Origin of the sequence: Peribacillus sp. B-H-3 (assembly GCF_048572925.1) — a bacterium.
Classification (GTDB): Bacteria; Bacillota; Bacilli; order Bacillales; family DSM-1321; genus Peribacillus.
In genome coordinates, this window is sequence record NZ_CP183879.1 from 2,297,058 (window position 1) to 2,311,936 (window position 14,879).

Annotated in this window: 13 protein-coding genes; 11 read left to right on the forward strand and 2 right to left on the reverse strand. The window is 42.2% G+C overall.

Annotated elements, in window-relative coordinates; all coding sequences use genetic code 11:
• From ACN6MY_RS11330 to nadE, 11 genes are all read left to right on the forward strand, one after another.
• The gene (locus ACN6MY_RS11330; protein ID WP_419884005.1) at positions 1-474 is read left to right on the forward strand and encodes a staygreen family protein; all 474 of its coding nucleotides are present in this window, start codon (positions 1-3) and stop codon (positions 472-474) included.
• A gap of 165 nt (positions 475-639) precedes the next feature.
• Entirely contained in the window at positions 640-1,257 is a 618-nt protein-coding gene (locus ACN6MY_RS11335) for a TetR/AcrR family transcriptional regulator (RefSeq protein ID WP_419884142.1), read from the forward strand.
• Positions 1,258-1,372: 115 nt separating this feature from the next.
• Positions 1,373-2,515 carry an acyl-CoA dehydrogenase gene (locus tag ACN6MY_RS11340; protein ID WP_419884006.1) on the forward strand — a complete coding sequence of 381 codons (1,143 nt, stop codon included), beginning with the start codon at positions 1,373-1,375 and terminating at the stop codon, positions 2,513-2,515.
• Positions 2,516-2,637: 122 nt separating this feature from the next.
• A complete protein-coding gene (locus ACN6MY_RS11345; protein WP_419884143.1) occupies positions 2,638-4,272 on the forward strand; it encodes an AMP-binding protein in 1,635 nt (544 codons plus the stop codon).
• Between the two features lie 61 nt (positions 4,273-4,333).
• Positions 4,334-5,689 carry an acetyl-CoA carboxylase biotin carboxylase subunit gene (locus ACN6MY_RS11350; protein WP_419884007.1) on the forward strand — a complete coding sequence of 452 codons (1,356 nt, stop codon included), beginning with the start codon at positions 4,334-4,336 and terminating at the stop codon, positions 5,687-5,689.
• 18 nt (positions 5,690-5,707) lie between these two features.
• Positions 5,708-5,920 carry an acetyl-CoA carboxylase biotin carboxyl carrier protein subunit gene (locus tag ACN6MY_RS11355; RefSeq protein ID WP_419884008.1) on the forward strand — a complete coding sequence of 71 codons (213 nt, stop codon included), beginning with the start codon at positions 5,708-5,710 and terminating at the stop codon, positions 5,918-5,920.
• Between the two features lie 18 nt (positions 5,921-5,938).
• The gene (locus tag ACN6MY_RS11360; protein ID WP_419884009.1) at positions 5,939-6,844 is read left to right on the forward strand and encodes a hydroxymethylglutaryl-CoA lyase; all 906 of its coding nucleotides are present in this window, start codon (positions 5,939-5,941) and stop codon (positions 6,842-6,844) included.
• 34 nt (positions 6,845-6,878) lie between these two features.
• Complete coding sequence (locus ACN6MY_RS11365) at positions 6,879-7,661, forward strand: enoyl-CoA hydratase (RefSeq protein ID WP_419884010.1); 783 nt, start codon at positions 6,879-6,881, stop codon at positions 7,659-7,661.
• A 16-nt stretch (positions 7,662-7,677) separates the two neighbouring features.
• On the forward strand, positions 7,678-9,210 hold the full coding sequence (locus tag ACN6MY_RS11370) for an acyl-CoA carboxylase subunit beta (RefSeq protein WP_419884011.1): 1,533 nt from the start codon (positions 7,678-7,680) through the stop codon (positions 9,208-9,210).
• 607 nt (positions 9,211-9,817) lie between these two features.
• A complete protein-coding gene (locus ACN6MY_RS11375) occupies positions 9,818-11,290 on the forward strand; it encodes a nicotinate phosphoribosyltransferase (RefSeq protein WP_419884012.1) in 1,473 nt (490 codons plus the stop codon).
• 101 nt (positions 11,291-11,391) lie between these two features.
• Positions 11,392-12,222, forward strand: coding sequence for an ammonia-dependent NAD(+) synthetase (gene nadE / locus ACN6MY_RS11380; RefSeq protein ID WP_419884013.1), 831 nt, complete (start codon positions 11,392-11,394; stop codon positions 12,220-12,222).
• Positions 12,223-12,264: 42 nt separating this feature from the next.
• Here the strand turns inward: nadE and ACN6MY_RS11385 are convergent, their stop codons facing one another.
• Together ACN6MY_RS11385 and ACN6MY_RS11390 are read right to left on the reverse strand one after the other, a co-directional pair.
• Positions 12,265-12,762, reverse strand: coding sequence for a DinB family protein (locus ACN6MY_RS11385; protein WP_419884014.1), 498 nt, complete (start codon positions 12,760-12,762; stop codon positions 12,265-12,267).
• Positions 12,746-14,716: an AMP-binding protein gene (locus tag ACN6MY_RS11390; RefSeq protein WP_419884015.1), complete on the reverse strand. Its 1,971-nt coding sequence runs from the start codon at positions 14,714-14,716 to the stop codon at positions 12,746-12,748. Before ACN6MY_RS11390 ends, ACN6MY_RS11385 begins: the two co-directional genes overlap by 17 nt.
• Positions 14,717-14,879 lie beyond the last annotated feature (163 nt).

Sequence of the window (14,879 nt, forward strand, 5' to 3'; positions counted from 1 at the left end):
ATGACCTTCAATGCAGAAAAACTGCTTGTCACCTATAGACCTCCTGCGACAAAAAGCATGCCGGCAGACGGCAGGAAATATACACTTACACATTCTGATGCAACAGGTGAACTGTTTCTTGGCATCGGCACTTCGTATGACAAAGGCAGCATTAATCCCCAGCTGAGAGATGAATTCCTTGCAGAATGGGAGCCGCGTCTTGGACAATTCTTGCTTTCAGGCAATGTTTATATCAGCAGCGGAGAATTTGATGAAAATATATCAAGAGTGCGATATATGGTTTTTAAGAAGGAAATACCGACAGCTTTGGAAGCGATTATATATGGAGACAGGGTATTTTTTCAGCATTTTCCCTGGCTGGTGGACAGCCCGATTTATGTCACCTTTGAATCGGTTTTCCCGGAATTCAATAAAATAATGTATTATGGGACACCACGCCAATATATGGGCGGCAAAAAGAAAATGAATGTGTAGTTCCCAGTATGCCTGCTGATATCAGCAGGCATTTTTAGTGCAGATTGCGGCAGATGCATTTCTTAAAATTTTATTTATTTTAATAATTAAGAAATTGACTTATTTTCAGTTTATTTGTTAATATTAATCTATCGCTGGCAATTCTTCATTAGCCAAGCCTTATGCCTGCATGGCAGGGGGAGCGGATGCCCTACGGATTTAAAAGAAAGAATCATCGAAACATCACTTCATCTTTTTGAGGAATATGGCTATCATGGTGTTACGGTTAATACAATTGTTAAGGAATGCGGTACAAGCAAGGGCGGCTTTTATCATCATTTCCAGTCGAAAGACGAGCTATTGTTTGTCATTCATGATGTGTTCATTACATATGTTTTAACAAAGGCGCAGGAAGCAATAGCCGCAAGTGCATCTCCTGCAAAAAAAATGAAAATGATCATCAAGTCTTTTGTAAAAGTTTTCGACCTCTATAAACCCCACATCTCGGTATTTTATCAGGAAAGCATGTATTTGAAGCCTCAATATGAAGCAGCAATAAGACGAAAACGTAAAAGTTATAAAGAAATGATCTTTGCAGTAATCCAGGAAGGCAAGGAACTGGGGGTCTTTAGGCCAGAGCTGCCGGTAGAAATAACAGGCATGAGCATACTGGGCATGGTGAATTGGTCATATAAATGGTACAAAAAAGACGGAGAAAAAACGATAGATGAAATTGGTGACATCTTTGTCGATTTGATTCTCCAATCTCTGCTGACCGACCAAGCAAAAAAAACAGAGCAGTAAAGAGGTAATTTCTCTGAAATCTTTTGTTTTCAATTTAATTTAAGCGCTTACATTCGGCTTCGGCAGACCAACCGGTCGGTCTCAAAGCACATACAATATCCCGAGGAGGATTATCATGAATTTTGAACTTACAAAAGAACAGCAAATGATTAAAGAAATGGTAAGAGACTTTGCTGAAAAAGAAATTAAGCCTAAAGCTATTGAACTTGATCAGCATTCCCGTTTCGGTGAAGATATTTTTAAAAAAATAGGGGAACTAGGTCTGCTTGGCATTCCGTTTCCTGAAGAGTATGGAGGCTCTGGCGGCGACACAGTCTCTTATGCCATTGCGGTGGAAGAAATCGGGAAAGCATGCGGAGGCACTGGCTTAAGCTATGCGGCTGCCGTTTCCTTGGGGTCTAGCCCAATTTACTATTTTGGAACTGAAGAGCAAAAACAAAAATATTTGGTGCCTCTTGCAAAAGGAGAGGAACTGGCTTCGTTTGGGCTGACAGAGCCTAATGCGGGATCTGATGCAGGGGGAACCCGGACACGTGCAGTGCTTGAAGGCGATGAGTATGTGCTGAACGGCGAAAAATGCTGGATAACAAATGCCGGCTACGCAAGCACCATTACGGTTACGGCAGTTTCCGGAAAAGACAGCAGAGGGAAAAACATTATTTCAGCATTTCTGGTTCCGACAGATACGAAAGGACTGACCATAAACTCTAATTATGAAAAGATGGGAGTAAGGGCTTCGAATACCTGTGAAATCATACTTCAGGATGTCAGGGTGCCAAAGGAAAATATCCTTGGAGATCCGGAAAAAGGTTTTAAGCAATTTTTGTATACTCTGGATGGCGGAAGAATCTCTATTGCGGCTCTTGCAGTAGGGATTGCCCAGGCGGCATTTGAGAGGGCACTTTCATTCGCTAAAGAGCGCCAGCAATTCGGCCAGCCGATTTCCAATTTCCAGGCCATTCAATTTAAACTTGCAGATATGGCCATGGAAATAGAATTGGCAAGAAACATGGTGTATAAAGCAGCCTGGCTGAAGGATCAAAAGAAGCCTTTTACAAAAGAGTCAGCATATGCAAAGCTTTACGCTTCCGAAATGGCTTTTCGTACAGCCAATCAAGCCATCCAGATTCACGGCGGTTCAGGATATATGCGTGAATATGAAGTGGAAAGGTATTTAAGGGATGCCAAACTCCTTGAAATAGGGGAAGGAACTTCGGAAATTCAGAGAATTGTCATTGCCAGGCAGTTAGGCTGCTGATCCTCCCCATCAGTAAAGAGAATCATAGATTGAAATTATATAAGCCTAAAAAAATTGACAGCTTCCGCTTCGACAGACGTCTCTGCAAATAATCACTGAATAGGAGGATTTTAATGTCTGAATTGTTGCGTGTAACGGTTGGCGAGTTGCTGGAAAACACTGCCAGGGAGGCAGGGGGAAAAGAAGCGGTTGTCTATCACGATCTGGGCTTGCGTTATACTTACAGCCAGTTTGAAAAAATTTGCCGGCAGGCTGCTAGAGGGTTTATGTCACTCGGAATTGAAAAGGGAGACCATATCGCAATTTGGGCTTCCAACAAGCCTGAGTGGCTGATTTCTCAATTTTCAACAGGGAAAATGGGCGGGATCCTTGTAACGGTCAATACGAATTACCGAAAAAGCGAGCTTGAATATCTGCTGAAGCAATCCGACTCGAGCACGCTGATATTAATGGAAAAATTCAAGGATCATTCATACATTGACACCCTTTACGAAATTGTGCCTGAGCTTCGTACCTGTCAGCCTGGAAAGCTGCAATCTGAAAAGCTGCCTCAATTAAAGAATGTAATTGTGCTTTCAGACAATGCGTACCCAGGAACTCTCTCATGGAATGATCTCTTAAGAGGCGCAGCTTCGGTCACAGAAGAGATGCTGGATTTTCGGATGAGGACGATGAGTCCGGACGATGTGATCAACATGCAGTATACATCAGGTACGACAGGATTCCCCAAGGGAGTGATGCTTACACATTCAAACCTGGTGAATAATGGGCATAGCATCGGATCCTGCATGAAATTGACTAAGGAAGACCGCCTGTGCATCCCTGTTCCTTTCTTTCACTGCTTCGGGTGTGTGCTTGGGACGATGGCATGTGTGGCCTGGGGGGCAGCAATGGTCCCGGTTGAGGAATTTAATCCAAGAACAGTGCTTAAAACGGTGCAAAATGAGAAATGCACAGGACTGCATGGAGTTCCTACTATGTTTATTGCAGAACTCAATCTTTTGGACTTTGATCAATATGATCTCACAAGTCTGCGCACTGGCATCATGGCAGGTTCCAACTGCCCGATAGAGGTCATGAAAAATGTGGTGGGGAAAATGGGAGCAAATGAAATCATTATCATATACGGACAGACTGAGTCATCGCCCGGGATAACGGGAACGAGAAGTGATGATGATATAGAACTGCGGGTTACCTCTGTAGGAAGGGCGCTTCCGCATGTTGAAGTGAAAATCATGCTGCCTGGAACAGATCAGGAAGCAGAAAGAGGAGAGCAGGGCGAACTATGCACCCGGGGATACCATGTTATGAAGGGATATTATAAAAATCCCGATGCAACAAAGTCTGCCATCGATAAAGATGGCTGGCTTCACACAGGAGATTTAGCAGTCATGGACAAAAATGGCTATTGTAAGATTACCGGCCGTTTGAAGGATGTAATCATTCGGGGCGGCGAAAATGTATATCCCCGTGAAGTGGAAGAGTTCATTTACCAGCATCCGAGTGTGATGGATGTACAAGTAATTGGAGTACCTGATCAAAAATATGGAGAAGAACTGATGGCATGGATTATTCCTAAAGAAAATTCCGGACTTACGGCAGAAGAAATTCAAAGCTATTGTAATGGAAATATATCGAAACATAAAATTCCAAGATATATAGAATTCACGAAAGAATATCCCATGACGGCTTCTGGAAAAATTCAGAAGTATAAGCTGCGGGAGCAATCTAAAAATGTTTTGGGACAATTTCATTAACAATTCCGCCAGCAAAGGGTCCTATACGATTGATTCCAAAAAACTGGAAGGAGGATGTCGCATGATTGAAAAAATACTGATTGCAAACAGAGGGGAAATCGCCTCAAGAATAATCCGGACATGCAAAAAAATGGAGATCCGCACTGTGGCTGTCCATTCAGAAGCAGATTCAGATGCCCCTTTTGTAAAGGAAGCGGATGAGGCTTTCCTTTTAGGAGGCTCCAAGGTACAGGAAAGTTATTTGAACATAGAGAGAATTATGGAAGCGGCAAAAACCTTTAAATGTGATGCCATTCACCCGGGATACGGTTTTTTAAGCGAAAACAGAGAGTTTGCGGAAATCTGTGAAAAAGAGGGATTAATTTTCATAGGGCCTAAACCCGAAGTGATTGAAAAGATGGGCAATAAAGTTGAATCCAGAAAGACAATGGAGCAGGCCGGACTTCCGCTGGTACCCGGGATTTCGAAGCCGCTTGAAAATGCGGAAGAAGCTATAAGGGCAGCAGAATCCATTGGCTATCCCATTATGCTGAAGGCATCAGCTGGCGGCGGCGGAATAGGCATGCAGGCTGTTTCTGATGAAGCGGAACTTAGAAAAGCATTTGAAGGCAACCAGAAAAGAGCTTTAATGTTTTTCGGTAATGGTGACATGTTCATTGAAAAAAGAATAGTAAAGCCCCGTCATATTGAAATACAGGTGCTGGCAGACCATTATGGGGAATCTGTTTATCTATGGGAAAGAGAGTGTTCCATTCAGCGCCGCCATCAAAAGGTTCTGGAGGAGGCCCCATCACCTTTCCTTAATGAAGTTACCCGCCAGAAGATGGGGGAGGCTGCTTTAAAAGCGGTTCAAGCCATCGGGTATACCAATGCGGGCACACTTGAATTTTTAGTGGATGAAAATCAGGACTTTTTCTTTTTGGAAATGAACACACGGCTTCAGGTAGAGCACCCGGTTACGGAAGAAATTACGGGACTGGATTTAGTGGAGCAGCAGATTTTGATTGCCTCCGGGGAGAAGCTTGCATTTACTCAGCAAGATGTTAAAAGGTCTGGGCATGCCATAGAGGTAAGGATCTACGCTGAAGACCCGAATACATTTTTTCCATCACCAGGGAAGATAACAGATCTTAAACTTCCTGAAGGAAATAATGTACGCCATGAATTGGCTATCCACTCGGCTTCTATAGTGTCTCCGTTTTATGATCCTATGATTGCGAAGCTTGTGGTAAAAGGGGCTTCAAGGAATGAGGCAATCGAGGAAATGAAGGATGCACTGGATAACTATGAAATCACTGGTATTAAAACGAATATACCTATGCTAAAACAGATTATCTCTCATGAAGCATTCGCAAATGGAGACACCACAACAGATTATATTGAAAAATACTATAAAAAATCATTGCCGACAACATAAGAAATGGGGGATTTAAAGATGGAAGAAATTAAAGCAAGCATGGCTGGAAGCGTATGGAAGATTGTGGTTTCAGAAAATGAAAAGGTAGAAGAAGGCCAGGATATCATTATTCTGGAATCAATGAAAATGGAAATTCCAATTTCTGCTGAAACAAACGGCAATATTAAAGAATTAAAAGTAAGCGAAGGGGACTTTGTGAACGAGGGAGACATTCTCGCTATTATTGAATAAATAGAGCGGAGGAAAGCAATGAAATGGCCAGAAAAAGTAACAATTAAAGAGGTTGGGCCAAGAGATGGGCTTCAGAATGAAAAAGCTATTGTCTCTACAGATAGAAAGATAGACTGGATCAACGCTTTATCAGAAACAGGCCTTACTTATATCGAGGCAACTTCCTTTGTCAGGCCAAGCTGGATTCCCCAGCTTGGCGATGCAGCAGAAGTGGCAGCAGGCATCAAGAGAAACCAGGGTATCGTATATGCTGCCCTTGTGCCAAATATGAAAGGATTGGAAGCTGCCTTAAACGCTGGTATGGATGAAATATCGGTTTTTATGTCAGCAACCGAGACTCACAACAAAAAAAATATCAATAAATCAATTTCAGAAACCTTTCCAGTCTTAAAAGAAGTGGCAGAGACTGCACAGAAGCACGGCAAGACTGTCAGGGGGTACGTATCAACCGTATTTGGCTGCCCTTATGAAGGAAAAGTACCTCTTGACCAGGTATTCAGGGTGTGCGAGGAGCTCTTTAGCATGGGGATCAGCGAGCTCTCTCTTGGAGATACAATAGGAATCGCCAATCCGAGACAGGTTGAGGAGGTTCTTCAGCAAACACTTACAAGATTCGATAAAAGCAAATTAGCTCTGCATTTTCATGATACACATGGAATGGCACTTGCAAATGTACTGAAATCCCTTGATTTTGGAATAGAAACTTTTGATGCTTCTCTTGGCGGTCTTGGAGGCTGTCCATATGCACCAGGTGCAAGCGGCAACCTGGCAACAGATGACCTTGTCCATATGCTTGAGAATATGGGGATTAAAACGGGCATTGACTCAAGGAAACTGATGAAAGCCGCACAGATCATGCAAAATGAACTGGATAAACCGCTGCCGAGCCACCAGATGGCAATTTACAATCAATTAAATGACTAAATAAATGCGCGGCAGTATTTGAAAGGAGCATAGTATGGTGCATTCTGTTGAATTAAATAAGGATCAATCTGGAATAGCTGTTCTGAGTTTGAACCGTTCAAAGGCTGCTAATGCATTATCAAGGCAAATGCTGAATGAAATGAAGGCTGCTTTGCAGAGTATTCATGAAGATGAGTTCATTCGCTGTCTTATACTGACGGGATCCGGAGAAAAAGTTTTTTGTGCAGGAGCAGATTTAAAGGAACGTGCCGGTATGAATGAGCTTGAAGTAAGGAATACAGTGGCCCTGATCCGTGAAACCATTAATAGGGTGGAGGAGCTCCCTGTTCCGGTGATTTGTGCAATGAATGGCTCTGCTTTTGGAGGAGGGCTTGAGCTTGCACTTGCCTGCGATATCCGCATTGCCTCAAGCCATTCCAGCTTTGGGCTTACTGAGACCTCACTCGGAATCATTCCGGGTGCAGGAGGAACACAAAGGCTTCCAAGGCTTATCGGGGTTGCAAAGGCAAAAGAACTGATATTTACTGCAAGAAGAATTGATGCCCAAGAAGCAGAAAGTATAGGCTTAATCAGCAAAACCGTAAGTAACGAAAGCCTGATGGAAGAAGCTTTGACCCTTGCCCGTGAAATCGCCGGAAATGCTCCGCTTGCCTTGAGGGCATCAAAAAAAGCGATCAACCAGGGTGCTGAGACAGGCCTGCAGGCAGGTTTGAAAATTGAAGAGCTATGCTACGGAACTATTATTGATACGAATGACAGGCTGGAAGGGCTTCAAGCATTTAAAGAAAAACGCAAGCCAGTTTACACAGGCCATTAATAGAGGAGCTGTCACGATGTCAACATTACTTGGAAAACTGAATGAAACAGTCGAGAAAATCAGCCAGGGCGGACATGGGAAATATCATGAAAAAAATGCAGAGAAAGGTAAACTGTTTGTCCGTAAAAGACTTGAACTCTTATTTGATGATGGAATAGAGATCGAAGATGCATTTTTTGCGAATTGTGCCAGTGAGGGACTTCCTGCAGACGGAGTTGTAACAGGAATAGGGAAGATCAATGGCCAGACGGTTTGTGTGATGGCTAATGATTCTACTGTTAAAGCAGGATCATGGGGGGCCCGAACGGTTGAAAAAATCATCCGGATACAGGAAACCGCTGAAAAACTTCACGTTCCACTTTTATATCTGGTAGATTCAGCTGGTGCAAGAATTACTGATCAAGTAGAAATGTTTCCTGGCAGAAGGGGAGCAGGCCGGATTTTTTACAATCAGGTAAAGCTTTCCGGAAAAGTGCCTCAAATCTGCCTTCTTTTTGGTCCATCTGCTGCAGGTGGAGCGTATATCCCTGCATTTTGTGACATTGTTGTGATGGTGGAAGGAAATGCTTCCATGTATCTCGGCTCGCCGCGCATGGCTGAAATGGTCATTGGCGAGAAAGTAAGCGAGGAAGAAATGGGCGGGGCTAAGATGCATTGTTCAGTTTCGGGATGCGGAGATGTGCTGGTTAAGTCTGAAGAAGAAGCAATTGGGTATGCAAGGCGCTATTTATCCTATTTCCCCTCGAACTATCAGCAAAAACCTGAACCCATTGAAGCTGTGCTTCCGGCTGAATATGAAAAAACATTAAAAGATATCATCCCTTCAAACCAGAATGCCCCATTCAATATGTATGATCTGATCAATCGGCTGATTGACCGGGATTCGTTCTGTGAAATCAAAAAACTGTTTGCCCCAGAGCTTGTTACAGGCTTAGCCCGTTTACATGGACAGACAATTGGAATCATTGCCAATCAGCCAAGAGTAAAGGGCGGGGTACTGTTCCATGATTCTGCAGACAAAGCAGCCAAATTCATAACATTATGTGATGCCTTTCATATTCCGCTCCTCTTTTTAGCGGATATTCCAGGTTTCATGATTGGAACCAAGGTAGAACAAGCAGGAATCATCCGGCACGGAGCTAAAATGATTTCCGCGATGAGTGAAGCAACCGTTCCAAAAATCTCAGTTGTTGTAAGGAAAGCTTATGGAGCAGGATTATATGCGATGGCAGGCCCTGCCTTTGAACCTGACTGCTGCCTTGCCCTTCCATCTGCTTCAATTGCTGTAATGGGCCCTGAAGCCGCTGTGAATGCCGTGTATGCAAACAAAATAAATGCTCTTCCGCCTGAAGAGAGAGCAGCATTTATTGAATTGAAACGTGAAGAGTACAGGAAGGATATCGACATTTACCGCCTTGCATCTGAAATGATCGTTGACAGCATTGTACAGCCGGATGAGCTGAGAAATGAATTGATCAAGCGTTTTGAGTCATATAGCACAAAACAGCAGACCTTTACAGAAAGAAAGCATGGTGTCTATCCAGTCTGATGCTTTGCTTTACAAAACCCGGCAGCTATGCCGGGTTTTTCCCTTGAACAGAAATGATAGGGTATGGTTTGGCATACATAGTGTTTCATCCGTTGAAAAATTTTAAAAAAGAGTATACTATATGTACTAATTAAAAAGCTCTGTTAATCCAGGACTGTGAATTTCGGGTGGCTCGCCGCCCGCACCGCGGATTCCGCCTCGTTCCATTTCAGCAAAGTTTACGAAAACAGCCATTAAAAAAGAAAGGCATATGCGGTTTTTGAAATTTTTTAATAGTACATGATTCAAACATGAGCAGAAAGATTAAGTGCTTCCCCAAAAGTTTAATGATAAAAAATTGTACGGAGGATTTTTAGAAAGATATAAGATGGACGTCGCTGCTGACGAGTAACAGTCAATGTGGAAAAAAACTTTCCCCCTCACTATATTAAGGGTACAATATAATGGGTTTATTAATTGGGGTAATGAGACTATATTAAAAAAAAGAGGCAAGCATACCAGCCACAGCATGTTGAATAAGGGGCAATAAATTATGCCGGGTTGAATAGCCAGATCGGCATTGTGATAGAGAGAGAGGCTTAAATGCTCTCTTTGGGAGGAAATGAACATGAGCACAAAGTACCAAGATGACAGCTTCGCACTGCATACAGATTTATATCAGATTAATATGGCACAAACATATTGGGAAGATGGTATACATAATAAAAAGGCTGTTTTTGAAATCTTTTTCAGAAGTCTTCCTTTCGAAAGCGGCTACGCCGTATTTGCAGGGCTGGAAAGGATTATTGATTATATAGAAAACTTCCATTTTTCAAAAGAAGATATACACTATTTGCAATCGGAATTGCAATATAAAGAAGACTTTCTGCAATATCTCCAAGGTTTGAAATTCAGCGGGAATATCCGCTGTATGAAAGAAGGGGAACTTGTTTTTGCCAATGAACCGATTTTAAGGGTGGAAGCCCCCTTAGGAGAAGCTCAATTGGTAGAAACAGCATTATTAAACATTGTGAATTACCAAACACTCGTTGCAACAAAAGCATCCCGGATCAAGCAAGTGCTGGGAAATGAAATTGCCCTTGAATTTGGGACAAGGCGGGCCCATGAAATGGACGCAGCAATTTGGGGAGCGCGTGCCGCTTATATAGCTGGTTTTGAATCAACCAGCAATGTTCGTGCTGGGAAAATCTTTGGCATCCCGGTTTCAGGGACACATGCACATGCCTTGATTCAAGCATATAAGGATGAATATAAAGCATTTCATAAATATGCTGAAACCCATAAAGATTGTGTTTTTTTAGTTGATACTTATGATACCCTGCGTTCAGGCATCCCGAATGCCATCCGTGTTGCAAAGGAATTGGGAGATAAAATAAATTTCCTGGGCATCCGGCTCGACAGCGGAGACCTTGCTTACTTATCTAAAGAAGCACGAAAGATGCTCGATGAAGCAGGCTTCAAGGATACAAAAATAGTTGCTTCAAATGATCTAGACGAGTATACCATTATCAACTTGAAGCAGCAGGGAGCGAAAATCGATATATGGGGAATAGGTACAAAGCTGATTACCGCATATGACCAGCCGGCACTTGGAGCCGTATATAAAATGGTTTCAATTGAAGGCAAGGAAGGGAATATGATGGATACCATCAAAATTTCCTCAAATCCTGAAAAAGTTTCTACTCCAGGACTTAAGCGTGTCTACAGGATTATCAATTCATTTAATCATCATTCGGAAGGGGATTATATTGCCATGGAGAGCGAAAACCCTCAAGATGAAGAAAAACTGAAGATGTTTCACCCGGTTCATACATTTCTCAGCAAATTTGTGACCGACTATAAGGCGGTAGATCTGCATGAAGATATATTTGACGCTGGCAGCTTAGTGTATGAAATGCCTGATATAGAAGAAATCAGAACATATTCCAAACATAATTTGGACGTGCTATGGCCCGAATATAAAAGGGCATTGAATGCAGAAGAATATCCTGTGGATCTAAGCGAGGAATGCTGGAATAATAAAATGGAAAATATTAAAGAAGTAAAGGAAAATGTTGATAACCTGATTAAAAATAATTAGCCCCCGGGCTAGACACTTCGTGTATTTGTGAATGCTGTTGAAGCTTTATGCTTAATTCAGGTTCACTGTATATAATTCTATTTAGAAAGAGGGTAACGAAATTGCGGAAAATCCAACAAGAAATCATTGAGAAACTTCTGGTGAAACCGGAAATTGAACCTCAGGCTGAATTTAGGAAAAGTGTGGATTTATTAAAGAATTACCTGAAGAAATACACCTTTCTGAAAAGCTTGGTGCTTGGTATTTCAGGCGGCCAGGATTCTACTCTTTGCGGATATATCGCACAGACAGCTGTGAACGAATTGAATGAGGAGACAGCCGGAACTGATTATTCCTTCATTGCGGTCAGCCTTCCATACGGAGTTCAGGCTGATGAAGATGACCGCCAGGCAGCACTTGCCTTCATAAAGCCATCTATGAATATCACAGTCAATATCAAGCCTTCTGTTGATGCAAGTGTCAGGGCAGTTGAAGAGGCAACTGGGGAAACGCTGTCGAATTTCTTAAAAGGAAATGTTAAAGCCCGCGAAAGAATGAAAGTTCAATATGATCTGGCCGGTTTATATCATGGTGTGGTTCTTGGAACTGACCATGCAGCCGAAGCAGTAACTGGATTCTTCACAAAGCATGGCGACGGAGCTGCTGACCTTGTGCCTTTATATCGCCTAAATAAAAGGCAGGGAAAAGCTATCCTGAAATCAATTGGTGCTCCCGAAAAGCTGTATATGAAAATACCGACTGCCGACCTGGAGGATGACAAACCTTTAGTGCCGGATGAGGTAGCTCTTGGCGTTTCTTATGATGATATTGATGATTACTTAGAAGGCAAGGAAATCAGGGAAGAGGCCGCAGAAAAAATTGAGAGCTGGTATCTTAAAACAGAACATAAGCGTAATGAAGCCATATCAGTTTATGACACTTGGTGGAAATAATGGAAAAGAGGGAAGACTGAAAAAAATCAGCCTTCCCCCTTTTTATTGAAATAAAGAAACATTGATGTGGCAGCCCTTGATGGTAAGAAAGGCATGGAGCTGTCCGCGATGATGATAAAAATGCCCGAGTATTTCCAGGAGCCATTCATATCCCGGATAACAAACATCCCAGTAAGATGTTGTTTCTCTCTTCCAATCATCCTCATTATATGCGGATATTTTTATTGATAAACACTCGAAGGTGCGGTCAAAAGATGCAAGTATTTCATCTTTATAAAAAAGCTGGTGCTGTTTATAATATTCTTGCATATGCTCCAATGCAGCTTCTTGTGAAATCAGCAAATCGGCTTCACACAGCAGCGAAAGATGGACGAACATTTCACGGATGCTTCTTTTTCCTTCTGCAGGCTTCCAGTCCATCGTATTTTCAGGTGTCTGCTTCAGCATTTCCTTGGCTGAATGGACGGCAATCCTTAATTGATTCAGAACAGAATGGCAATCATATATATATTTTGGCTGGCTTTTATTCTTTTCGGTCATATTCTGGTATCTCTGTATTTAGTTTTTTAACCTTTTCGAGAATTTCAGGGTTTTCAAGTGAGGAAACATCACCTGTATCTTGATTCAAAAAGGATGCTTTGAGTAATCTGCGCATGACTTTTCCATTTCTTGTTTTTGGCAGCTCTTCAATATGATAAATTTCTTTTGGCTTGAGTGATTTTCCAAGATGCGCTGACACCAGTTCATACAATTCTTTTTTACAAAGATCATCAAAAATAGCTCCTGTATTTAATACAACAAAACAAACCGCGGTTTCTCCTTTAACTTCATCCGGGATTCCGATTGTTGCCGCTTCTAAAATGGAGTCATGTTCAACAAGGACTGATTCCATCTCAGCCGGGCCAAGCCTTTTTCCAGCAACATTAAGGATATCATCAGAACGTCCGGTAATGGTCCAAAAGCCATAATCATCTTTTATGACCCAGTCTCCATGCACCCATGTATCCTTCCATCTGCTCCAATAGCTGTTTTCATAGCGTTCATTTTCATTCCAAAAGCCATTGGTCATGCCCACCCATGGTTTCAGAATCACCAATTCTCCTACCTCATTCAGGGCAGACTCGCCATTTTCATTATAAACATGAACATCCATGCCAAGAAGGGCGGCATTAAAAGTTATCGGCGAAATTGGTTTTAAGAGTACATTTCCAAGAATGCCGCCTGAAATTTCTGTGCCTCCTGAATAATTTACAATGGGAACCTTTCTTTTGCCGGCATGCTCAAATAGCCACATCCAAGGCTCTGGATTCCACGGTTCACCGGTGGAACCAATCATTTTTAGTGTATCCATATCATATTGGTCAACCCATTTAGGCCCGTGTTTCATGAGGCTGCGGATCAGTGTAGGAGAAATGCCGAGATGGGTGACTCCATATCGTTCAACAAGCTGCCATATTCTATCTGGTTCCGGAAAGTCGGGAGTTCCTTCGAACAAAACGATGGAAGCTCCATTCACCAGTCCTCCAAACACAAGGAAAGGTCCCATCATCCAGCCCATATCGGTATACCAGAAAAAGGTATCTCCTTGCTTGACATCCATGCAGATTCCAGCATCAAAAGCTGATTTGACTGGAAAGCCCGAATGGGTATGTACTGCTCCTTTTGGTTTTCCTGTGGTACCTGAAGTATAAATAAGCATGACAGGATCACTTGCATCTGTATCTGTGTATGTGTAAGTGCTTTCATTTTTTAATAAAGATTCCCATGCCACATCTTTTTTTTCATCCCACGGTATATCAGATCCGCATCTTTTAACGACAATCACTTTCTCGACGGAAGGTGACATGGAGACTGCCCTGTCCGCTTCCTGTTTCATTTCTACGATTTTACCGCGGCGAAGGTATCCATCTGCTGTTATTAGAAACCTTGCTTCAGCGCTGTTTATCCTGGTTGCTACAGCTTCTGCTCCATATCCTGAGAATGCAGGAGAGAAAATAGCGCCAATTTTAGCAATGGCCATCATGCTGATGACAGTTTCAGGTATCATTGGAAGGTACATGGCGACAATGTCGCCTTTCTTTATCCCTAAATCAGATAATCCGGAGGCAGCCTTTGCAATTGCTTCTGCCAGCTCTTCGAAGGTGTAGATAATTTCTCTGCCGTCATCACCATGCCATATAAGTGCTTTATTTGCTTTAGTCTCTGCATTGACAGCCCACTTGTCCACTGCATTATCACAAATGTTCATTTTGCCGCCTGAAAACCAATTAGGGTATTTTAGCCCTTTACTTAAATCGAGTGTTTTGCTGTAGTGCTGTTTCCATGTGATATTCAATTCTTTAACTGCTTCATCCCAGAACCAGGCCAAGTCATCAATGGATTTTTCATAAAAAGCATCATAATCTGTGATCCCCAGTTTTTCCATCCATTTATACATTCTGGTTTGCTTCATGTCCTCTTCGTGCGGAAACCAGACTGCTTGATTTGAATCCATATGAAACCCCCTGTAAAATTTTCTGTATTAATTGATATTTCAAAAATTTATGTCTATTTCATTATATAATAAAAGGAAAAGTATTGAAAAGAAAGAATAAACATAGAGTGAGCAGAGAAGTGGTGCTGTTACTTCCCAAATATTGATAAAAGTAAAAAGGAGA